Genomic DNA, 21,042 nt, shown 5'->3' on the forward strand with positions numbered 1-21,042 from the left:
CAATGCCGACCCGAAGCCCTTCCGCTGGACCAAGAGCGCCGACGACATCCTCGCCAGCATCGAGCGCTTCTGCGTCCGAAACACCACGAAAGCCGAAACGACACGAACTTCGGATTCGGGACACTAGCAAGTTCCGTGCGAACCGTAGCCGGCTATACATCATGGTGAGCCAGTCGGAGTGGAAGCGACCATTGCTCTCGGGGTTTGCGATAAGCTTACCGCCATTCTGGTCAATCTGGTTCGTTCTGTCGAGGAATTCGCGGATTCCTTCCGAGAAGTCGTCAGAATATATAAAGTCTTTTCCCGTATTATAAGGAGGATCGATGTAAATCATCGAGACACGACCAAGATAGGTCTCCTGAAGCAACTTCAATGCTTCAAGGTTTTCGCCTTCAATCAAGAGGTTCCGAGCAGAGTCGAAGTCAACGCTTTCGCCTTGAGTAGGACGAAGTGTTTTCGCGATCGGCGCGTTGGCAAGCGCCAAAGCCTCTCGTTTGCCGGGCCAATCTAGCCGATACCGCTCCTGCGGCCCCTCCACGACGTTGTCGCTCAACTCCTGGCGCAACTGGTCGAAATCCACCGTCAGACGCAAACGCCCCGTCGCCTCGTCGCGAGCTTCGGTCACGCAGCCGGGGAATAAATCGCGGATCTTCGCGATGTTCTCCTGGCTCAGGTCAGGGCTGTGCATCTTCAGCTTGTCCATCGTCATTCCCTAGTCAATCGTCGTGGCAGGAACTGGAGCGCCCCCGGAGAGGCGTTCCAGTTCCTGCCGTGCGGCGCGCAGTTCGGCATTGATCGCCACGCGCTTGTTGAACTGCTTCTCACGGGAAAGCCGGGCCTTAATCCGGTCCACCTCCCGCGTTTTGGCCCGGATCGCTTCCATGCGCGCTACGCGGGCTTGGATGTCCTCGCTGGCCTGCACCCCATCGGCGGTCGCGTCGGGCATCAGCGCGGTGATGAGGGCCTCGTAAAGTCCGCCAAGATTGAGCGCGACCGGTAGCGGCCTGCGCGGCGCGTCGTCGGGCGTCCAATCGTTTCCGAAATAGGCGCTAACAACCCACTTGGCGGAATCGGCGTCGCTGGGTCGCTTGAAGGCAGCCACCGCCCGCCGCTTTCCGGACCAGGCGAGCTCGAAGATCAACGGGAATGGGATAGCGCGGTCGATCGCCCGCAGCACCTCTTCGTCGATCTTGCCAGAACGCAGGCTGATGCCGAACACTTGGATCTCGCTGACGGCCTTCGTCGCCGCGAGGTTCGTGGTTTCCGGCGCCAGCTTGTACTTCCAGACGATCTGATCGACCTCGGTCACGAACAGGTCCCGGAGGGCCGTGCCAGCGCCGGCATGCTCATAAATCCGGCTCTTAGGGACAACGCGGCCGAAGGCGGCGGCCTTGGGGTAGTCGAAGAAGACTGCCGTCATGCCGCCCTGTCCTCAACGACGAGGAAGGCGATCAGCTCGAAATCGTCGAGCCCGGCGATGGTGTGGACCAGTGCCGTGGTCCGCCCGCCGCTGAACAGGCTGTCGATATCCTTCTCTTCCTTCACCTCGATCATCGAGCGGATCGCCGCGCTCAGAAGTCCGGAGCAGTGCTCCATCTTGCGACCGTCCTGCGTCCGTTCATTGAACAGCTGGCAAACGGCTGGGATCGGCTCCGCCTGACCCTTGCAACTCGTGCGGATCAGATCGAGCAAGCGCTTCACCTCAGTGTGGTCGATGATGACCCCACCGTCGTGACCGACATAGACGAGGTAGTAAGGGTGTAGCCGGTTCTGCTGGTTGATGTTCACGCTGTCGTGGATGTTCTTCAGCGCGAAGATCACACCCGGCTTTAAGCCCAGCGTCGGCTGCGCCGGCACCACCGCATGCATGCCGTTGGGCAGATGATCGAGGTCACCGTGCTCCTTGATGCGGTTTAGAAGGTCCATGCGGAAATCGTTGAGGCCCAGGTCAGTGATGGAAATCCCTGTCCGCACGTCCTCCAGCTCGATCACCTCTTCCTGGAGCCGCTTGAGCTGTTCCTTCCGGTAGGCGATGTCGCTGCTCTTGGCGGTCAGCACATTGTCGTCGCCGGTCGCCGTGACGTCGGCGATCATCATGCGGTTTTCGACACGCTCTTTGAGATTGATGTACTCGTCGAGCGAGATCTCCGGCCAGTAGTTGACGAGCTGGATTTGCGCGTTGGGTGACCCGATACGGTCGATGCGCCCGAAGCGCTGGATGATCCGCACCGGGTTCCAGTGAATGTCGTAGTTGATCAGATAGTCGCAATCCTGAAGGTTCTGGCCCTCGGAGATGCAGTCCGTCCCGATGAGGATGTCGATCTCGCCGGTCTCGTGCGGCAGGACCAGATGCTTCTCCTTCGCGCGAGGCGAAAACAGCGTGAGAAGGGACTGGAAGTCGTAGCTCTTCTTCAGCGTGCTCTTCGGGGCGTCCGAGCCCGTGACCCTGCCGCAATGCAGGCCGTGCGACTGGAGAAACGCTCCCGCCAGATTGGTGTAGAGGTACTTCGCGGTGTCCGCGAAGGCGGTGAAGATGAGCACCTTGCGGTTGCCGGGATTGAGCGGGTCGGAGACCTTGCGGGTAATGACGTCCTTCAGATGCTGCAGCTTGGCATCGTCCTCGGCACCCACCTTGTCCATCGAGGAAATCAGGTTGTCGATGAGCGCAAGGTCGGCGGCGAGGTCGTGCTTCCAGGACGGAAGGTCCATGTCGGACAGGCTGATCTGGATTTTCTTGCCGACTGTGAACTCATCGAGGCCATTCAGGTCGTCATCGTCGGGATCGAAACCGGGATCACCGAGATGGTCGCTCACACTCGCGGCAGCGCCGGTACGTTCATAGGTTTCGATTGCCTGGAGCGTCTGCGCAACGTTGCCGCTCAGGGCCCGCAGGGTGAGGCGGAACGCTTCGACCGAGCTCTCCAACCGCTTGAGAAGGTTGGTGGTCATCAGAGCCTGAAGACTCCGCTCGCGGTCAGCCTGGCGCAGCTTGCCGCGACCGCCCTCCACCTGGGTGTCGTAGACTTCTTCGTACTTCCGAAGGCGGCTCGGCAGGATGTAGCTGATCGGGGCATAGACCGCGAGCTTGAGGACCGACAGGGTGCCGAAGATGTCGTTGAGACCGAGCACATCTGAGCGATGGGTAATCGGGCACTGGTACGACAGCGGCTTTCGACGCTGCGGAAATTTCCCGATGTCCTTGGTGTCGTAGAAGGTCTCGATGTGCTTGCGAGACCGGGCAATCGTCACCGCATCAAGCATCTCGAAGAAATCGAAGTCGAGGGCCTTCAGGATCGCGGCTGCGGTTCGCTCGTGCGGCGGTAGGTCCGACCAGGTGTTGAACGCCTTCTGGGCGCGCCTGAAAATCTCCTCAATCCCCGTCTTGGTTTTCAGCTTGCGGCTGAGGTTTTCGGAATCTCCCTCATAGGCGAGCGCGAGCTGATTGCGCAGGTCGTTGAAGCGGTTGTTCACCGGAGTCGCCGACAGCATTAGAACCTTGGTCTTCACACCGGAGCGGATGACCTTGTTCATCAGCTTCTGGTAGCGCGTCTCCCGATCCTTGAAGACGTCGTTGTTCCTGAAATTGTGTGACTCGTCGATGACGACGAGATCGTAATTGCCCCAGTTCACGCGGTTCAGCGGGATGCCGAAAGACTCACCCGATGTGCGCGAGAGATCGGTATGGCTGAGGACGTCGTAGTTGAAGCGGTCCTTGGCAAAGATGTTCGTGGTCAGGTTGGTATTGTAGTTGCGCCAATTGTCCGCGAGCTTCTTAGGGCACAGGACCAGAACTGACCGATTGCGTAGCTCATAATATTTGACCACCGCCAACGCAGTGAAGGTTTTGCCGAGGCCGACGCTATCCGCCAGAATGCATCCATTGTGCATCTCCAGCTTGTTGATGATACCAGTCGTGGCATCCCTCTGGTAGTTGAACAGCTTGTTCCAGACAACGCTGTCCTTGTAGCCGGTCAGGTCGTTCGGCAGCGCATCCTGATCGACCTCTTCGAGGAAATCCTGGAAGAGGTTGTAGAGGATGTGGAAGTAAATCCGCTCGGGTGAGTTCTCCTGGTAGACGGACTCGATGTGGTCGCAAATTGCGGCAGTGACGTCGCTGACCTTGTCCTCATCGTTCCAGATCTGATTGAACAGCTGCAGATAGACCTGGGTGTGCGCGGCATCGTCGATGCGCGTGACGAAGTTCGAAACCGCGTCGCCCTTCTGATAGCCCAGATCGACGGCCGTGAACCCGCTGATAGGCATGTAGGCGACGTCGCCCGCGTCCGCTCCCGCATGGATGAACTGCTGCATCGGCGCCTTGGTCGTGTTCGACCGGAAGCGAGCCTTCTTTCGTATCCAGTCGGCACATTCGCGCGCGACCGCACGCTGTGTCAGCTGGTTACGAAGCTGTATCTCGAACTCGGTTCCGTACAGGCCTCGTTCACGCGTCGCCTTGGGTATGAAAAACTCGCGCCGTTCCTTGCGAAGGCGGTCCGTCACTTCCATTGGGACGAAGGTCGGGGCCGTGAAAATGAACTGAAGGCTTTCGACCTTCGACAACTCCGCCTTCAAGGCCTCGAAGGCATAAATCGAGAAGCATGACGCTGCAATTTTGATCCGGCCACCTCGACCAAAGGTGCTCTTGAGATCATCGCCCAGCAGCTGCGAAGTGTTGTCGATGATTTTCATCTCAGCCTCGCTGCTTGAAGGAATGACTTGTCGGATCTTCGGTGTTCTGCGTTCGATGCTCATCCCGGTCAGGCGGCCGGCCGTCTGCATCTGCAGTTAGAGCGGCGCAACGATCGGCCACAAGCGCGATCACCTTATCCTGCGTGTCTCGTGCTGTCTGAGACTCCGCTGCGAATGCCGGCAGCCCGAGCGCCTCGGCCCGCTCAGCGACGCGCCCCGCCAAATCGATGATCGCATCTTCCGCCTCACCCGCGGTTACGCCCATAGTGCGAGCCAACCCCAAAAAGTCTTGGCGCGTCAGCCGGTCATCCTTCCGGTTCAGCTTGAGGGCCATGCGATCGCCGCCTAGACCGGGAAAGACGCGCGTGGTTACGGCGTCGTACAGAGGCGCAAAACCGACTGACGTAAAACCCTTCGCGCCAGCCTCTGCGATCTTGAGCATGGCCAGGTTCTTCAGGTGCATGTCGCCATCGGCGATCAGCCAGGCAAAGACCGCGCGGCGGAACAGGATGTCGAGATCGGCGGCGGGATCGGTCGACAGCGGCCGCAGGCCCCGCGCCATGCGCTCGATCATGCCGTCGTACTTCGCCGAGGTCGGGAGATCGAGGATGGAGCAGAAATCCTCGAGCGCCAGGCGGCGCTGATCCTCCGGCCCGTGCCGAATGTCGAAGCGCTCAACCAGCAACGCCGGCGACATGCCGTCCGGCATGTCGATCAGAGCCGCATCAGGCACCTCAAAACCGGCGGCTCGGCCGAGTTCCAGACACAGCCATTCCACGATCGGCAGCGTCTCGAACCCCGCCGCCCCGGCGGGTTTAAGAATGTGGGTGAACGGCTGGTCGACGGCCGGAATGAGGCGGCCATCGGCAGTAAGGCTCATCGGCGCCTTGATCTGGATACCCGACAGGCGCGGCGTTTCGGCCCGCGCGAACATGTGCGCCAGGCTCTGCTCGAACGTCTCCTCGATTTCGCCGCGCGCGGGTCCTGCGTAGACGCCCGTGAAGCGGCCTTCCTCGCAAAAGCTGGCCAGCCTCGAATTGAGCACGTCGGCGGGCAAGTCCGCTAGCTCCTCGCGGCTCTCCACGATGGTGATGTTAGACAAGTAGCGCCGTCCGCGCCGCAACGCCTCGCGTTCGTCCCGCTCATGCAGGACCTTGGCGAGCCAGCCTTCCGGCAACAGCGACTCGATGAACGCCGGCAGCTTGCCCGGCGCGGTCTCGCGCACCAGCACCGGGCCGGCGCGCCGCTGCGGCTTCCAGCGCCACTCGAACCCATCATGGATCAGGCGGCCGAGTGGCTCGCCGTGCCAAGCGACCAGGAGGTCGAGCGCGGCCTTGTTGACGGGTGCCTTGGCCGTGCCCGGCTGGAGCATCAGGAAGCGCTCGGCGCCCTCGCCCTCGCGATACCATCCATTCTCGCGCGCCAGCGCCCAGACAGCGTCGGCTGCAGCTTGGGCTGCTCCATGTTCCTCGACGAGACGCGCGGCCATCTGCACGCGCATATCCGAGGTGATCGCGCTGGCGTGCGCGCTCCGCAACCGAAAGGCTTCCAGAAAGCGCTGGCGCGGCGAAGAGACATCGACACGCAGTTCGCCGAGGTCATCGCCGATCACCGCTGCCGCAATGGAAGGATGGGCGGGAGCTTCGTTCTGAACGATTTCGAGAGAGCGCAGCCGCGTGCGCTGATTGCGCCGCCCGCTGAGGAACAGCAGCCCGTCCGGCGTGGGCGCAAGCAGGACCGCACTGGCGGACGACAAATAGGCGTTGGGATAAAGATAGTGTGCGATGCGGATCGCGTGCCCCAGGATCGTCGCATCAGCGTCGGCGTCGCGATCAACATAAACGCCGCGCACGAGCTGGATCAGCTCACCGGCGTGGGCGCGCTGATGGGCGCGCTTGGCGTCGATCGTCTCTCCAACCAGATGGATTGCCACAAGATTATCTCGCATCTCAGATGCGGGTTAATCTCACCTATCGCAACATTGCACAAGGAATATCGCGCATCTGAGACGCGGGATAATTAGCCATACCGAATAGGTGGTTGCGTGATAGCGCGGGAGACGCCCCGCCAATCTCCAGAGATCTAGCTTGGTACGATGCGCCACGAGTGCCGATTGAACGCCGTAATCCTCGCAGTTCGCAAGGGTACGTCGCGTTTGTATATTTCCGCGGCTAGGAACGCCTTCTCGGCCTCCATGTCCGCTTCGGAGACGTCGATCCACCAAGCTCTCGGCTGGCCGTTGTCGTCGCTGTTCCACCGATATCCGCGCAGCTTCAGCACATCCTTCGCTTCGAATGGCGAGTTCTCGGCCCAGCATCTGAGGGTGGTGCCGCGCGCGGAGGCAAGGAGCACGGACAGCGCACGCCTGCTGGTGACCGGCAGCGTGCGTGAGAGGAGTTCGATGGCTGCGTGGCAGTCATTCACTGCGCGATGCCGCTCGTAGTAAAACCCGCTGCTCAAGGCGAGATATGCAAGCTTGCTACTTTCGAAGCCTTCATCTGCCCAGCGTACCTCGCTCATAGAGCAAGCCCACGGATTCTGAGTCAGGTCTGGGCAGAATCTCTCTAGGAATCCGCGGTCGAAGGGCGCGTTGTGCGCAATGATCAGGTTGCCGCCCGCAAACGCAGCCACGCTGGTCGGATCGATCGACTTGCCCGCCACCATCGCGTCGTCAATCCCGGTGAGCTTTGTTACCTCAGCCGGGATGGGCCGAGCCGGCTGCCTCAGCGCGCTAAAAGGGTCACCGATGCCGACGATTTCATCGTCCGCGGAATAGAAGAACGGCACCATCGCCAGCTCGATGATCTCATCCTTGGCAGGATCGAGCCCTGTCGTTTCGACGTCTACGAACAGCGCGCGGCGCGCGCCAGCCGGCACCTTCCCCATGGGTTCAGTCGGCTGCAAGCGGCGCAGCACTCGAAAACCCCCCTGCGCTTCGAGCGCCGCGATCATCTCCTCGGGGGGCAGTTTAGTCATCGACGACCCCTGAATCGCCAGCAGGTGTCAGTGGCAGGACTGACGGTCTTCCCGCTTCATGGAACCATAGGTCCACGATCTTGGCGTCATCGCTCGCCGGAAGCGGATCAGCAGGTCGGACCTTGAAGGTGGTAGGGAGGTTCACCGAATTGCCGAACACCAGTGCATGCTGTTTCGGCAGCGAGGGGAGCCTGCGGAGCACGCTGTCCGAGATGAAGGGCGTCATCTGCCTAATCTGGGACAGGTCGTCCGGATTTTGGATCCTGTGGACGACAAAGTTCGAGCATTGCGACAATACAGTCTTAGAAAGTTCGCTCGGACGCTGCGACGCGACGAGCATGAATAGACCGTATTTCCGTCCTTCCTTCGAGATTCGCTCGAAAATCCGGCTAGCATCGACCGCATAACGCGACGGCGTCGACGCAACATAGCGGTGCGCCTCTTCGAGGAGGAGGTGGACGGGGAAACGGTTACGAGGCTCCGCCTGCCGGAGAAGGCGGAAGATCATGCGGGCGATTACCGCGCTGACCAGTTCGACCACCTCGTCTTCTACCGCGTTCATGTCGATGATGATGATCTGGGCGGCCTTGGTGTGACCACCCTCGATCGCGTCTAAACCTAGCAGATTTGCCATGAATGCTTGGCGGTCGCCCGCTGTTGCCGTGTCATGGCGGAGGAACCGATAGTCGCCACGCTCCTCCAGAGCCTTGAATCGGGTGACCATCTGCGCGCAGTAGTCGCGTATCTGCCGGTTCCCGTGAGCCTCCTGGTAAAGCAGCGCTAGGTCGATCGCGTCGCCGAGGGCAGAGAAGTCGAACGGCGTGCCGTCATAGTCAGGAAGCTTCAAGTCCGGGATGATGAAGCCGGCCTGATCGTCGCCGCCGGCCAGATACTGGTACGCCCCTTCGATCCCTGGCATATTGCCGAAGTTGACTGCAATCATGCCATTGAGCTGAGCCGAGTTGATCTCGGCCGTGTTGAACCGCTGCAGGATGCCGCGGATGCGCGTCTGCTTGGCTCCCGGCTGGGTTTCGTCGCTGAGGATCTGCGTAATGCAGGTCGCCAGTATGTGGTTGCGGATGACGTTCAATTGCCCGGCAGCCGCGCCCCCGAACAACGTCGCGAGCCCGAGCGCCATGCGTAGGATAGGCACCTGAGTGCGCTCGCTGGCCTGGAGCAACAGCTCCCATTCGGACAGGTCAAGGAACCAGTGCGGTAGGCGAAATCGGTCTGCTGACGCCGAGCCGTCGAGGATGAGGTGCTTGACGCCGATGTCAGCGCTTTCCGGTAGTTCCTTGAACGCGCGGCTGTATTCCCCGTTCACGTCGAGGACCACGAACGTCGCTCCTCGCGCGTGGTGCTCGTCGGGCTTTTCGAACAGCGCCTGGAGTATCGAGGCCACGGTGCACGATTTCCCGCTGCCCGTGTTACCGAGTACGGCGACGTGGCCGCCAAAGAAGTCGTCGATCCGGACCTTGACCTCATAGTCCTCAAAGACGACCGACTGACCGATTCCGAGATTGCGGTAGCGTGTCGCGTCCGCAGGTACGCAATCGGCGCCGTCGTGTCCGAGCGCCGGTTCCGCGTCGGCCTCGGTGTCGAAGATGCGGTCGAGCTCGCTGTCGAGGGCATAAAGAGCGTCCGCGTAGAGTGACGGAAAGATCGACACGCCGAACCGGAACTTCTTGTCGCCCTCGGCCGGCAGCATCCCGACGGGAACCACGTCGAGGTATTTCGCCGAATTCGCCTTATCGAGCTGCCCATCGCCTGCGCCACCGCCGGGAACGTCCCGCTCGCGTAGACCCACAACCTCGGCGACAACGTACTCGGACTGGGCGGGGATCATGAGGAACGAGCCCAGCCTGGCGACATAGTGGAGGTCGTCGAAGCCAACTACAGTGAAGTTGTCGGTTCCGCCGAGCATCTCGATGACGAACCTATCCGCTGCGACGGAGGTGACCTTCCCGATTGCTCGACGGCGATCGTCAGAGCTCACCCTCGCCCCCGGTCTTCGTGCGGCCAAGGTTCTCGAGCACGAGCTTCACGGCGTCGTCGATGCGCTCGGCAGGCCGCTGGGGCAGGAAGTGCTCGACTACCGTATCGAAGTAGTGCGCCCGCGTGCCATCCGCCGGTCCATCTCCGCCGATGATCCAGATACGAGGATCGTTTAGCTTGCGGAGCTTCGCGATCTCTCCCTCCGACTCCGGATCAGCGAAGATGATCAGCCTGAAGGTCGGGATCGTGAGGGCCTGATAGATGATGTTGTTGAGGTGTTCGTCGCCGAAGGCGAAGCCCGCGGTGATGAGGACGCTCTGCTCCCGCACGATCCTCGATTGAAACTCGCGGAACAGGTCGGCGTAGGGCGACCCTAGGCTCGAATTCTGCTTGGCCGGAGTGGGGTAGATCATGACTTTGTTGGGAGCGTCCTGCGGCCAAAGCTCCCGCACTGGGAAGAGGCCGTGGTCGTCCTCGGTCCAGCTTATCGAACCGTGGAGCTTGCACAGATAGACAAAGCCATCGACGGCGGACCATTTCCGGTTCGACAAGTCCAGCTGCTCCGCTAGGGCGTAGCGGAATGTCGCTGGATTGAAGCGGCGCTCCACCACGCCCGAAAAGCCGTTTGCATACGGAAGGCCGAGGCGATCCATCGCGCGCTCGTTGAAGAGGTCGTAGTTTGTCGTGAACACCCACGGTCGTGGTAGCGATCGATCGCGCAGCACGAGTTTGCGGTAAAAGGACTCATACAACTCGAGCACGGCGCCGTCGCCGTGTGCAAACGCGCCGTCGGTGCAACGCTCCCAGAGGAAGTGCTGAACCTTCCTTATAATGGTTTCAACCTTCGTTCTGCTGACTTCGTGCTCAGACTTGTCACTGCGCGAGAACACGAAGCGGAGGCTGTGCAACAGCTCCATCAGGCGCTCGAGGTTGCGCGCGTATTCCGTGCCGGCGAGCTTGGCGCCCAACTTGGCAAGGTAGTCCACATCGTCCTTGTCGAGTGCCCAAGCGGGCGGGACAATCAGGTTCAGGTCGTCGTCGAGCTCGCCGGTTGGATGGCTGCAAAACTCTTTCGCTAGCGGCGCCATCGTCGAGATGCCGCGCTCCTTGCCGTCCTCCATGAGTGATGAGCAGCCCGCGCCGAGTAAGAAGGCGACGTTACGGGCATTGAGCGCCTCGCCAACTGCCTTGCGGACTTGTTCCTGGCCCCGTCCCCACTCCAGCGGCGGCGACTGGTCACCGGATCGAATGAAGTGGAACTCGCGGAGGGGCTCCCCGGCAACTTCAACCGGCACGAGAAGTACTAACCCCGCAACGTCTCGGCCATTTGATCCTTATCATCCCGATACCCCCTTAGCGGTATCTTAGCCTAGTGGCGCGACGAATCCAGCGCTCGGCAAGCCGCATCGACGCCAAGCACTGGATAGGCCTGGTTACGGATTCGGCCGTCAGATCATAGTCGGTGAGCATGATGGAAAAAGGCTCAACGTGGCGTCTACGACCTGCGCTTGATCCGTCCGATTTGTACGCCATCGCCGCCGCCGACCCTACGACGGTCCGCAAGCTCTTTTCATGCCGGGCCTATCGGCTCCAATCGAGGCCACACGTGAATTGTTGGAGTCAAAGAGCATGTCGACACGGCCTGATGCACTGAAGAAGCGGATGATCCGCCGGCGTGAGCTTCGTCAGATCGTCCCGCTGGCGGATACGACTATTTATGAGATGGAGCAGCGTGGAGAATTTCCGCGGCGCTTTGCGCTGACGCCGCGCTGTGTGGTCTGGGACCTCGCCGAGGTCGAAGCGTGGCTGACAGAGCGGCTGAGCAAGGCACGGCGACAGAGCGTCGATCGAGCGCCGCACCCGGATGTGCGCAAGCGCAGGACTCGTCCCGTTAAAGCGCAGGATCGGGCGCGAGCATAGCCATCGTGGGCGGGACCAGCACCGGCGCCCGCTTCTGCCCCGCGACCCAGGCATCTACGATGTCGGACCACTCCTGCATCATGTGCCGGCGCTGATGCTCATACTCGGCCTTGTTATAGACGCCGCGTGATGAGCGTCCGTCTTCATGGGCCAGGCACTTCTCGATCCAGTCGCTGTTGAAACCCAGCTCGTTGAGAAGGGTCGAGCCGGTTCGGCGCAGATCGTGCACCGTGAAGGGCTCAAGCGGCAGGCCTTCTTTCTGAGCACGCTCCACAACTGCGTAGGTCACCCGATTGAAGGTGGCGCGCGACATGGGCGCATCCGCATCGTATCGCGATGGGAGCAGGTAGCGTGAATTCCCCGCGCAGGTCTTGAGCGCGATCATGATGTCGATGCACTGTTGAGACAGGTAGACATTGTGCGCCTTCGACCGCTTCATCCGCTCCTTGGGGATCGTCCAGACGGCGTTCTCAAAGTCGATTTCGTCCCAGGTCGCATCCTGCAGTTCGCTCTTGCGCACCATCGTCAGCAGGAAGAGGCGCATACCGAGCCGGATCGTGGGCAGCGTGGCGACATGCTCGAGCTGCTTCAGCATCACGCGGATCTCGGTCGGGGATAGCGAGCGGTCCTTCGGCACGAAGGTAGCGATTGAGGCCGGCCCGACATCGTCGGCCGGATTGGCGACCTTCTCGCCGTGCAGAATCGCAAATCCGTAAATCTGTTTGAGAATGTCTCGGACGTGGATGGCGGTCGCCGGAGCACCCCGATCGACGATTTTTCCGCAATGGGCGCGAAGATCGTCGGGTGTGATCTCATGGAGTAGGCGATTCCTCCAGACCGGCAGCAGCTCGCGCTCGAAGATCGATCGACGCATGGCTCGCGTGCTGTCAGCCATCGGCGCTTTGGTCAGCCAGGTCTCTCCGAACTCCCCGAAGCTCTTGGCTTCCTTGAGACGACGTTTCTCCCGCTGCTTCTCTTGGGCTGGCGATCGGCCTTCAGCGACGGCGCGTTTCGCATCGATCGTCTTTTCACGCGCGCGGGCAAGCGAGATCCCAGTTGGGCCGTACTTGCCGAGCGTCAGCGTCTCGCGCCTACCGTTCAGGCGGTAGTCCAAGCGAAACGTAACCGTTCCGGACGTGGAAACATGAACGTAGAGCCCGTCCCGGTCCGTGACTTTGTACGCTTTCTCGCGAGATTTCAGGTTCTTAAGCGCCACATCGGTGAGCATAGGAGCTCCTTCACGACAAAAATACCGTCGGCCCTATTCCGGCACCTTTCCAGACCACTTATTCTGCGTTTTCAGCGCGTTAAGTCCGAACAAATACCGTCACTCAAGCCGATGGACCTGACGGTATCGCCCTCGGAGGCGAGGTGCAAGTTTATGGCATACCGTCGCGCAGGCCGTCAGCGCGAGGCGCTGTACCGCGATTGATCTCGATAGATCGCGAGAGATACTATTTTTATTTCAGTGGGTTAGGTGGGTTCAGGCGAATGACCCCGATAGGCCCAAACGGGCCTGAATCATTCCCACTCGATCGTGCCGGGCGGCTTGCTCGTCACGTCATAGGTGACGCGGTTGATGCCGCGCACCTCGTTGACGATGCGGTTCGCCACGCGGGAGAGGAAGGCGACGTCGAAGGGATAGACATCGGCCGTCATGCCGTCCGTGCTCGTCACCGCGCGCAGGGCGCAAGCCTGGTCATAGGTGCGGCCGTCGCCCATCACGCCGACGGTGCGGACGGGCAGCAGTACAACAAAGGCCTGCCAGATCGCGTCATAGAGGCCAGCGTTGCGGATCTCCTCCAGGAAGATCGCATCGGCCTTCTGCAGGATCGCGACCTTCTCGCGCGTCACCTCGCCGGGGATGCGGATCGCAAGGCCCGGCCCCGGGAAGGGGTGGCGACCGACAATGACCTCAGGCACGCCCAGCTCGCGGCCGAGCGCGCGGACCTCATCCTTGAACAGCTCGCGCAGCGGCTCGACCAGCTGCATCCGCATATGCTCGGGAAGCCCGCCGACATTGTGGTGGGACTTGATGGTGACAGAGGGACCGCCGGTGGCCGAGACACTCTCGATCACATCCGGATAGAGCGTGCCCTGCGCGAGGAAATCGGCACCGCCGAGCTTCGCCTGCTCCTCCTCGAAGACCTCCACGAACAGACGGCCGATGGTCTTTCGCTTCAGCTCGGGGTCGGTGACGCCGGCGAGCGCACCGAGGAACAGGTCGCTCGCATCACGATGGACGAGCTTGATGTTGAAGCGGTCGCGGAAGGTGGAGACCACCTGCTCCGCCTCGCCTCCCCGGAGCAGACCGTGATCGACGAAGATGCAGGTCAGCTGGTCGCCGATCGCCTCGTGCAGCAGCACGGCCGCGACGGAAGAATCGACGCCACCCGAAAGGCCGCAGATCACTTTGCCCATGCCGACCTTGGCACGGATGCGGGCGATCTCTTCATGGCGGAAGGCGCCCATCGTCCAGTCACCCTTCGCGCCGCAGATGCTGCGGACGAAGTTCTTCAGCAGCGCATGGCCATGCGGGGTATGCACGACCTCCGGATGGAACTGCACGCCGTAGAAGCGGCGCGTGTCGTCGGCAATGGCGGCGAAGGGAGCCCCCTCGGAGGTGGCGACGGCGCGGAAGCCGGGCGGCAGGGCCGTCACGCGGTCGCCATGGCTCATCCAGACCTGTTCCCGCGCGCCCTTCTCCCAGACGCCATGGAAGAGCGCGCAGTCATCGGCCACCTGCACATGGGCCCGGCCAAATTCGCGATGGTCCCCGGCTTCAACCTGGCCGCCGAGCTGCGCGCACATGGTCTGCTGGCCGTAGCAAATGCCCAGCACCGGTAGGCCCATCTCGAAGACCGCCTGTGGGGCACGGGGGCTCGCCCCCTCGGTCACCGAGGCCGGACCGCCGGAGAGGATGATGCCCATCGGATCGAAGGCGCGGATGCGCCCCTCATCGGCGGTGAAAGGCCAGATCTCGCAATAGACACCCTCCTCGCGCAGACGCCGGGCGATGAGCTGGGTCACCTGGCTGCCGAAGTCGAGGATCAGCAGGCGCTGGTGGCGCTCGCTTCCGGGCTGGTTGGCGTAAGGAGCGGGATTCGTGTCGGCCATAGCGGCCATCACCACAGAACGCGGCGCGCTTCAACCCTCACCGAGCGCATCCCCTTCCCGCGTTGCCGCCGTGGCATCCAGCAGAAGGGTGATCGGATCCCAGAGCACGGCGGTCTGCTCCACCGCGCGCCCGCCGACATGGATCATCTCCCGTCCCACCGGCCGCCCGCCAAGGCGGCGATAGAACCAGCCCGCCACATTCCCTGAAAGAACCCAGAGCATCGCCGAGCCGCATCCGATGGCCGAGAGATGCGCGGCGGAGGCCCGCATCAGCCGACGCCCGATCCCCTGGTCCCGCCAATCCGGCAAGAGATAGAGCGTCTCGATCTCTCCTTCCGCGATGCCGGACCGGCGAGCATGGGCGGCGGAAGCGAAGCCGACCGGCGCGCCGTCAGGCCCGCAGGCCACGAAAACGGCCTCGCCGCCCCGGCGGGCCAGCATTCCCCGGAGATAGCCCGCGGCGATCCGCCGCTGATCCAGCCCCGCAAGGTAGGAATCCGGCAGGATGCCGGGATAGGCATCCTGCCAGGCGATACGGTGAATCGCGCCGATGGCCGGTGCATCCTCAGGTCGCGCGCGCCGCACCTGGATCATCGAGGGTGGGGCCTCAGGCGCGGCGTCGGAGCACGGCGGCGAAAAAGCCGTCCGTACCATGGCTATGGGGGGCCAAAGCCATGTTGGGCCCCTCCCCCGGCGGCGGGCCAGCCATTCCCGCCTCCGCCCAGGCCTCAGCCAGGGGCAGGGCCTCGAATTCGGCATGCTGGTCGAGGAAGTCGCGCACCTGCTCTTCATCCTCTCCGGGAAGGACCGAGCAGGTAGCGTAGATCAGCTTCCCGCCGGGGCGCACCAGCGAGGCGGCACGATCGAGGATGGCGCGCTGTTTCGTGATGAGTTCAACGTAATCCTCCTCCGTAGTCCGCAACCGCGCGTCCGGGTTGCGCCGCCAAGTTCCCGTTCCCGTGCAAGGTGCATCGACCAGCACACGGTCGAAGGTACCGGCACGGCGCTTCACCCAGCGATCGCCCGATTCGAGCAGATGAGTTTCCGCGTTGTCCACGCCCGCCCGGCGCAAGCGCTTGATTGCCCCGGTCAGGCGGGGTGCCGAGACGTCCAACGCTGCGATCCGGCCGCGATTGCCCATGGCCGCAGCCATGGCGAGGGTCTTGCCGGCCGCCCCGGCGCAGTAATCCACCACCTTCATTCCCGGCCGGGCATCGGACAGCAGCGCGATGAGCTGGCTGCCCTCGTCCTGGATCTCCACCAGCCCGTCCTGGAAAGCACGGGTGGCGAGGATCGGGCGGCGATCGGCGATCCGCAGGCCCCAGGGCGAATAGGGCGTCGGGGTTGTAGGAACACCTTCAGCAGCGAGGGCCTGGGCCGCAGCCTCCCGCGTCGTGCGGAGCAGATTCACCCGCAGGTCGAGCGGCGCGGAACCCTCCAATCCTGCCGCAGCCTCCGGCAGTGCCTCGCCGAAGCGCGCCCGAAGGCCCGGCAGAGCCCATTCCGGCAGGTTGAGGCGCGTCGCCTCATCCATCTTCGCATGCAGATAGGGGCGGCCTTCGAGCTTGGAGAGAACACGGCGTTCCTCGCCGCTCAGGGGGCGTTCGGCATATTGGGCACCATTGAAGGCGGCCTCCACCCCGGCCAACCCGCCGCCTTCCACCAGGATCATATGGGCGGCCATCAGCAGGCGGCCGGTTGGGGCGGCGCCGACATGGTCGAGATGCCAGTCCAGCCGCGCGCGTTCCCGCACCACCCCCCAGGCGCGGTCGGCAATGGCGCGGCGGTCCCCGCCACCGATGAAGCGGCGGGCGCGGAAGAAGTCGTTCGCCACGGCGTCAGCTGGGCGGCGTGGGGCAGCCTCCAGGGCGTCCAGAAGGGCGATGGCGGTAGAGATACGGGCGAGCGGTGTCACGCGATGAGATGGTCCGGAAGGGCGGCGAGATCGGGCAGGATGGTGGCGCGCCGGTCCAGCCCGTATTCGGGCGGGGTGCCGGCGCGGTTCACCCAGAAGACATGGAAGCCGAAGCAGGTTGCGCCATGGGCGTCCCAACCATTGGAGGAGACGAAGGCGATCTCCTCCGGCCGGCCGCCGAAGCGGCCCAGGGCCTGGGCATAGACAGCCGGGTGCGGCTTGTAGAGGCGCAGCGGATGGACTGACAGTACCGTGTCCAGCAGGCTCTCGATGCCTGCCGCCTGGATGGCCGCGTCGAGCATCCCCGGCTCGCCATTGGAAAGGATGGCGGTGGGAATGCCCGCAGCACGGAGCCGGGCGAGTGCCGTCAGCGCATCGGGAAAGGCGTCCAGCGCGCGATAGGCGCCAAGAAGATCCTCGCGCAGCCCGGCATCATGGATCCCATGTGTGGCCAGCGCATGGTCCAGCGCCCGCTCGGTCAGCATATCGAAACCCTGATAGCCGCCCGTGGCGGTGAGGATCCAGCTGGCTTCCAGTTGCTTCGCTCGCCAGAGCGCTGAGACGGAGGCCGCCGCATCCCCCAGCCGCGCGGCATGGCGCCGGACGGCGGAGTGGATGTCGAGCAGCGTGCCGTAGGCGTCAAAGACCGCGGCGCGCGGGCGGGCGGGCATCACTCCTGCCGGTAATTCGGTGCCTCGCGGGTGATGGCCACGTCATGCACATGGCTTTCCCGCAGGCCGGCGCCGGTGATGCGGCGGAAGCGGCAATTCGACTGCATCTCGGCGATGGTGGCATTGCCCGTGTAGCCCATGGCCGACTTCAGCCCGCCGACGAGCTGGTGGATGACATTGCCTACCGGGCCCTTGTAGCCAATGCGGCCCTCGATGCCCTCGGGCACAAGCTTGAGCTGGTCCTGTACCTCGGACTGGAAGTAGCGATCGGCCGAGCCGCGGGCCATGGCCCCCAGACTGCCCATGCCGCGATAGGACTTGTAGGAGCGGCCCTGGTAGAGGAACACCTCGCCCGGCGCCTCGTCCGTGCCGGCGAAGAGGCTGCCCATCATCACGCAATCGGCGCCGGCCGCGATCGCCTTGGCGATGTCGCCGGAGGTGCGGATACCGCCATCGGCAATGGCCGGCACGTCCCTTTCCCGCGCGGCGGCCGCGCATTCCATCACGGCGGTGAGCTGCGGCACGCCGACGCCCGCCACGATGCGGGTGGTGCAGATGGAGCCCGGGCCGATGCCGATCTTCACCCCATCCGCCCCGGCCTCGATCAGGGCCTCCACCGCTTCCGGCGTCGCCACATTGCCGGCGATGATCTGCACGGAGTTGGAGAGCCGCTTGATCGTTTCGACCGACTTCAGCACCCCGGCAGAATGGCCATGGGCCGTGTCCACCACCACGATGTCCACCTCGGCGGCCACCAGGGCCTCCGCGCGGCGGCGTCCATCCTCGCCGGTGCCGGTGGCGGCGGCCACGCGCAAGCGGCCCATCCCGTCCTTCACCGCATTCGGATTGGCCTGGGCCTTGTCCATGTCCTTCACGGTGATCAGGCCGACGCAGCGGCCCTTCTCGTCCACCACCAGAAGCTTCTCGATACGATGCTTGTGCAGCAGGGCCCGCGCCCTGTCCGGCGTGACATCGACCGGCACGGTGACCAGGTTCTCCCGCGTCATCAGTTCATAGACGCGCTGGTTCGGGTCGGAGGCAAAGCGCACGTCGCGGGAGGTGACGATGCCGACCAGGCGCCCCGTCTCGGGCTCCACCACCGGAATACCGCTGATGTGGTGCTGCTCCTGCAGCATGCGGACATCGGCCAGGGTCTGTTCGGGGTGGATGGTGACGGGGTTCACCACCATGCCACTCTCGAACTTCTTCACCCGGCGAACCTGGGCGGCCTGTTCCTCGATCGTCAGGTTCTTGTGGATCACCCCGATCCCGCCCGCCTGGGCCATGGCAATGGCCATGGGACCTTCGGTCACCGTGTCCATCGCGGCAGCCACCAGGGGGATGTTCAGGCCGATCTCCCGCGTGATGCGGGTGCGGGTGTCGGCCTGGTTGGGCAGGACTGTGGAGTAGCCCGGGACGAGCAGGACGTCGTCGAAGGCATAGGCTTCCTCGAAGCGGGCGAGGAAACGAGGCTGGGTGGTATCGGGTGCCATTGAGCGGGGGCCTCTCGGGACGGGGCGGCGCTGCCTTGGCGATCCCTCCTACGCTTGTTGAGGCCCGCGCCGCAAGGCCGGGTGCATGACGGTAACGAGACGCTGCCCCCCATTCCCGGACGGGGTCAGTCCTTCGGGCCGCCCCGGAAGCCCTGGGCGACCACATAGATCTCCGCGCTGTCCTTTCGGCTGGCCGGGGGCTTGGCGTGGCGGACCGTGGCAAAGTCGCGCTTCAAGGCAGCCAGCAACTCCCGCTCGGTGCCGCCCTGAAAGACCTTGGCGACGAAGGCGCCGCCCGGGGATAGCACCTTGCGCGCGAAATCCGCGGCCAGTTCCACTAGGCCAAGGATGCGGATGTGGTCTGTGGCATTGTGGCCGGTGGTGTTCGGCGCGATGTCGGACATCACCAGATCCGCCGGACCATCCAGCGCCTGGAGCACAGCCTGCTCGGCCGCCTCCTCGTTGAAGTCGCCCTGCAGCACGATCGCGCCAGTGACCGGATCCATCGGAAGAATGTCCAGGGCGACGACCTTGCCCCCCTCCCCCGCGCGTTTCACCGCCACCTGGGTCCAGCCCCCCGGTGCGGCGCCGAGATCGACGATGCGCTGGCGCGGGCGGAACAGCTTGAACCGCTCATCCAGCTCCAGGATCTTGAAGGCTGCGCGGGACCGCCAGCCGGCGGCCTTGGCGGCCTTCACATAGGGATCGTTGAGCTGGCGCTCGAGCCATCTCTGGCTGGCATTACTGCGGCCCTTGGCGGTGCGGAGGCGGGTGGAGAGGTTGCGTTCTCCGCCCGGCCGGCTGGATTGGGTCACGGTTCAGTCCTCAGGGAAGCGGTCGGGCCGCGCACCCGACGCATGATCGCGCGCCGGTGGGCGTGGGGGCTTATGGCGTGCTGCGGCGGCCCCGGCGACGGTCCCGCATCGCCCGGAACAGCAGCCCCTCACGCAGGCCGCGGTCGCAGACGGTGATCCGGGCTGCCGGCCAGACCTGGCGGATGGCCGCATAGATGGCGCAGCCAGGCAGGACGAAGTCCACCCGTTCTGGCCCAATGCAGGGATGCGCGGCCAGTCCAGCCCGGCCCATGGTCCGCAGCGCCTCCAGCGCACGGTCGGCGCAGGACATCTCCAGGTCGTGCCCGTCCACCGCCGCGCGACTGTAGCGGGGCAGGTCGAGGGCGATGCCGGCCAGGGTCGTAACCGTGCCAGAGGTGCCCATCAGCCGAACGCCACCGGCCCGCATCTCCTGCCGGATGCAGTGAACCGAATCGAAGGCCTCGAACTTGGCCGCAACCTCCTGCACCACGCGGTCGAACCCCTCGGCCCCGAAGCAGGCGGCACCGTCCCGCTCCACCAATGTCACGACGCCGAGCGGGACGGAGATCGTGCCGATCAGCCGGGGCTGCTCCGGTTCGTCCGTGCGGATCCAGGCCACCTCGGTAGAACCACCGCCGATATCGAAGAGCAGGGCGCGCCGGTCCTCTGGGCGGAAGAGCGGCGCGCAGGACTCCATGGCCAGTTCCGCCTCCTCCCGCGCGGGAATGACGCGGATAGGGGCACCGAGCGCCTTCTCCGCCCGCTTTATGAAGCGCAGGCCGTTGGTGGCCCTGCGGCAGGCCTCGGTCGCCACAGCATGGACAGCCTGGATCGGGCGGCGGGCCAGCTTCTGCCCACAGGCCTCCAGGGCCGCCTCAGCACGGTCCATGGCGGCGTCCGACAGCGCGCCGGTGGAACTCAGCCCTTCGCCCAGGCGAATTATGCGGCTGAAACTGTCTAGCACCCGGAAGCTGCCCGCGCCCGAAGGACTGGCGACAAGCAGCCGGCAGTTGTTCGTGCCGAGGTCGAGCGCGGCGTACAGCGGCGCCCCCCCCGAGGCGGGGCCGGAGGACGAAGTGGTGGGCGGCAGCGGGGGTCGCTCCCCCCGCCTGTCGCCCGGCGGCTGGAGCGCGTTCCGGGGCTGCATGGCGTTGAAATCAGATGATCCGCTCGCATATGGGACGGGGCAAGCCCTTATTCCACTCTGTCTCTCGCGAGACGGGTTGCAGGGTCACCCACACCGGGTTATAGGGCCCGCCATCGGCCGTTGGGGAATAGTTTAACGGTAGAACTCCCGACTCTGACTCGGGCAGTCTTGGTTCGAATCCAGGTTCCCCAGCCACTCCGGCACAAGCTTGTGATCCGACAGTGAAAGTTGGCGATCGCGCCCACCCGAGGCGGCGAGACGCACAACTGTGACACATCACTGGGCCACAACGGCACAGGTCAGT

Annotated in this window: 15 protein-coding genes, 1 tRNA gene and 1 pseudogene; 3 read left to right on the forward strand and 14 right to left on the reverse strand. The window is 63.7% G+C overall.

The window, feature by feature from the left end:
• Nucleotides 1-127: pseudogene (locus ACO1BU_RS30585) on the forward strand (IS630 family transposase); the annotation flags it as partial.
• A 585-nt stretch (nucleotides 128-712) separates the two neighbouring features.
• Here the strand turns inward: ACO1BU_RS30585 and ACO1BU_RS30590 are convergent.
• The 6 genes from ACO1BU_RS30590 to ACO1BU_RS30615 form a co-directional block, all read right to left on the reverse strand.
• A complete protein-coding gene (locus tag ACO1BU_RS30590) occupies nucleotides 713-1,420 on the reverse strand; it encodes a DUF4391 domain-containing protein (protein ID WP_424139738.1) in 708 nt (235 codons plus the stop codon).
• Nucleotides 1,417-4,779, reverse strand: a complete 3,363-nt coding sequence (locus ACO1BU_RS30595; RefSeq protein WP_424139739.1) for a helicase-related protein — start codon at nucleotides 4,777-4,779, stop codon at nucleotides 1,417-1,419. The genes ACO1BU_RS30590 and ACO1BU_RS30595 overlap by 4 nt, the downstream gene beginning before the upstream one ends.
• Nucleotides 4,691-6,637, reverse strand: coding sequence for a HipA domain-containing protein (locus ACO1BU_RS30600; protein ID WP_424139740.1), 1,947 nt, complete (start codon nucleotides 6,635-6,637; stop codon nucleotides 4,691-4,693). The genes ACO1BU_RS30595 and ACO1BU_RS30600 overlap by 89 nt, the downstream gene beginning before the upstream one ends.
• 134 nt (nucleotides 6,638-6,771) lie before the next feature.
• Nucleotides 6,772-7,665, reverse strand: a complete 894-nt coding sequence (locus ACO1BU_RS30605) for a 3'-5' exonuclease (protein WP_424139741.1) — start codon at nucleotides 7,663-7,665, stop codon at nucleotides 6,772-6,774.
• Entirely contained in the window at nucleotides 7,658-9,589 is a 1,932-nt protein-coding gene (locus ACO1BU_RS30610) for an ATP-binding protein (RefSeq protein ID WP_424139742.1), read from the reverse strand. Before ACO1BU_RS30610 ends, ACO1BU_RS30605 begins: the two co-directional genes overlap by 8 nt.
• A 61-nt stretch (nucleotides 9,590-9,650) precedes the next feature.
• Nucleotides 9,651-10,955 carry an SIR2 family protein gene (locus ACO1BU_RS30615; protein WP_424139743.1) on the reverse strand — a complete coding sequence of 435 codons (1,305 nt, stop codon included), beginning with the start codon at nucleotides 10,953-10,955 and terminating at the stop codon, nucleotides 9,651-9,653.
• Nucleotides 10,956-11,289: 334 nt separating this feature from the next.
• Between ACO1BU_RS30615 and ACO1BU_RS30620 the strand changes: the two genes are divergently transcribed.
• Nucleotides 11,290-11,580: a helix-turn-helix transcriptional regulator gene (locus tag ACO1BU_RS30620; protein ID WP_424139744.1), complete on the forward strand. Its 291-nt coding sequence runs from the start codon at nucleotides 11,290-11,292 to the stop codon at nucleotides 11,578-11,580.
• On the opposite strand, the gene ACO1BU_RS30625 is transcribed toward ACO1BU_RS30620, so the two are convergent.
• From ACO1BU_RS30625 to ACO1BU_RS30660, 8 genes are all read right to left on the reverse strand, one after another.
• Complete coding sequence (locus ACO1BU_RS30625) at nucleotides 11,552-12,808, reverse strand: tyrosine-type recombinase/integrase (protein WP_424139745.1); 1,257 nt, start codon at nucleotides 12,806-12,808, stop codon at nucleotides 11,552-11,554. The genes ACO1BU_RS30620 and ACO1BU_RS30625 overlap by 29 nt on opposite strands.
• A gap of 293 nt (nucleotides 12,809-13,101) precedes the next feature.
• Nucleotides 13,102-14,697 carry a glutamine-hydrolyzing GMP synthase gene (gene guaA, locus ACO1BU_RS30630; protein WP_424139746.1) on the reverse strand — a complete coding sequence of 532 codons (1,596 nt, stop codon included), beginning with the start codon at nucleotides 14,695-14,697 and terminating at the stop codon, nucleotides 13,102-13,104.
• A gap of 30 nt (nucleotides 14,698-14,727) precedes the next feature.
• Nucleotides 14,728-15,291 (reverse strand): GNAT family N-acetyltransferase, encoded by a 564-nt coding sequence (locus tag ACO1BU_RS30635; protein WP_424139747.1) that lies wholly within the window; start codon nucleotides 15,289-15,291, stop codon nucleotides 14,728-14,730.
• A gap of 13 nt (nucleotides 15,292-15,304) precedes the next feature.
• Complete coding sequence (locus ACO1BU_RS30640) at nucleotides 15,305-16,612, reverse strand: RsmB/NOP family class I SAM-dependent RNA methyltransferase (protein WP_424139748.1); 1,308 nt, start codon at nucleotides 16,610-16,612, stop codon at nucleotides 15,305-15,307.
• Entirely contained in the window at nucleotides 16,609-17,283 is a 675-nt protein-coding gene (locus ACO1BU_RS30645; protein WP_424139749.1) for a haloacid dehalogenase type II, read from the reverse strand. The genes ACO1BU_RS30640 and ACO1BU_RS30645 overlap by 4 nt, the downstream gene beginning before the upstream one ends.
• Nucleotides 17,283-18,776: an IMP dehydrogenase gene (guaB, locus tag ACO1BU_RS30650; protein WP_424139750.1), complete on the reverse strand. Its 1,494-nt coding sequence runs from the start codon at nucleotides 18,774-18,776 to the stop codon at nucleotides 17,283-17,285. The genes ACO1BU_RS30645 and guaB overlap by 1 nt, the downstream gene beginning before the upstream one ends.
• Before the next feature lie 125 nt (nucleotides 18,777-18,901).
• Nucleotides 18,902-19,591, reverse strand: coding sequence for an RlmE family RNA methyltransferase (locus ACO1BU_RS30655; protein ID WP_424139751.1), 690 nt, complete (start codon nucleotides 19,589-19,591; stop codon nucleotides 18,902-18,904).
• A 70-nt stretch (nucleotides 19,592-19,661) separates the two neighbouring features.
• Nucleotides 19,662-20,738: a Ppx/GppA phosphatase family protein gene (locus tag ACO1BU_RS30660; RefSeq protein WP_424139752.1), complete on the reverse strand. Its 1,077-nt coding sequence runs from the start codon at nucleotides 20,736-20,738 to the stop codon at nucleotides 19,662-19,664.
• 121 nt (nucleotides 20,739-20,859) lie between these two features.
• On the opposite strand from ACO1BU_RS30660, the gene ACO1BU_RS30665 reads away from it, so the two are divergent.
• Nucleotides 20,860-20,933: transfer RNA gene (locus tag ACO1BU_RS30665), tRNA-Gln, on the forward strand.
• Nucleotides 20,934-21,042 lie beyond the last annotated feature (109 nt).

Origin of the sequence: Roseomonas chloroacetimidivorans, assembly GCF_049629625.1 — a bacterium.
In the GTDB taxonomy this organism is placed as follows: Bacteria; Pseudomonadota; Alphaproteobacteria; order Acetobacterales; family Acetobacteraceae; genus Roseomonas; species Roseomonas chloroacetimidivorans.

What these genes read in the sequence shown, in the direction of transcription:
- ACO1BU_RS30590 (WP_424139738.1), bottom strand. Translation starts at nt 1,420, where the DNA reads ATGACGGCAGTCTTCTTCGACTACCCCAAGGCCGCCGCCTTCGGCCGC.
- ACO1BU_RS30595 (WP_424139739.1), bottom strand. Translation starts at nt 4,779, where the DNA reads ATGCAGACGGCCGGCCGCCTGACCGGGATGAGCATCGAACGCAGAACA.
- ACO1BU_RS30600 (WP_424139740.1), bottom strand. Translation starts at nt 6,637, where the DNA reads ATGCGAGATAATCTTGTGGCAATCCATCTGGTTGGAGAGACGATCGAC.
- ACO1BU_RS30605 (WP_424139741.1), bottom strand. Translation starts at nt 7,665, where the DNA reads ATGACTAAACTGCCCCCCGAGGAGATGATCGCGGCGCTCGAAGCGCAG.
- ACO1BU_RS30610 (WP_424139742.1), bottom strand. Translation starts at nt 9,589, where the DNA reads ATGCTCGGCGGAACCGACAACTTCACTGTAGTTGGCTTCGACGACCTC.
- ACO1BU_RS30620 (WP_424139744.1), top strand. Translation starts at nt 11,290, where the DNA reads ATGTCGACACGGCCTGATGCACTGAAGAAGCGGATGATCCGCCGGCGT.
- ACO1BU_RS30625 (WP_424139745.1), bottom strand. Translation starts at nt 12,808, where the DNA reads ATGCTCACCGATGTGGCGCTTAAGAACCTGAAATCTCGCGAGAAAGCG.
- guaA (WP_424139746.1), bottom strand. Translation starts at nt 14,697, where the DNA reads ATGGCCGACACGAATCCCGCTCCTTACGCCAACCAGCCCGGAAGCGAG.
- ACO1BU_RS30635 (WP_424139747.1), bottom strand. Translation starts at nt 15,291, where the DNA reads ATGATCCAGGTGCGGCGCGCGCGACCTGAGGATGCACCGGCCATCGGC.
- ACO1BU_RS30645 (WP_424139749.1), bottom strand. Translation starts at nt 17,283, where the DNA reads ATGCCCGCCCGCCCGCGCGCCGCGGTCTTTGACGCCTACGGCACGCTG.
- guaB (WP_424139750.1), bottom strand. Translation starts at nt 18,776, where the DNA reads ATGGCACCCGATACCACCCAGCCTCGTTTCCTCGCCCGCTTCGAGGAA.
- ACO1BU_RS30660 (WP_424139752.1), bottom strand. Translation starts at nt 20,738, where the DNA reads ATGCAGCCCCGGAACGCGCTCCAGCCGCCGGGCGACAGGCGGGGGGAG.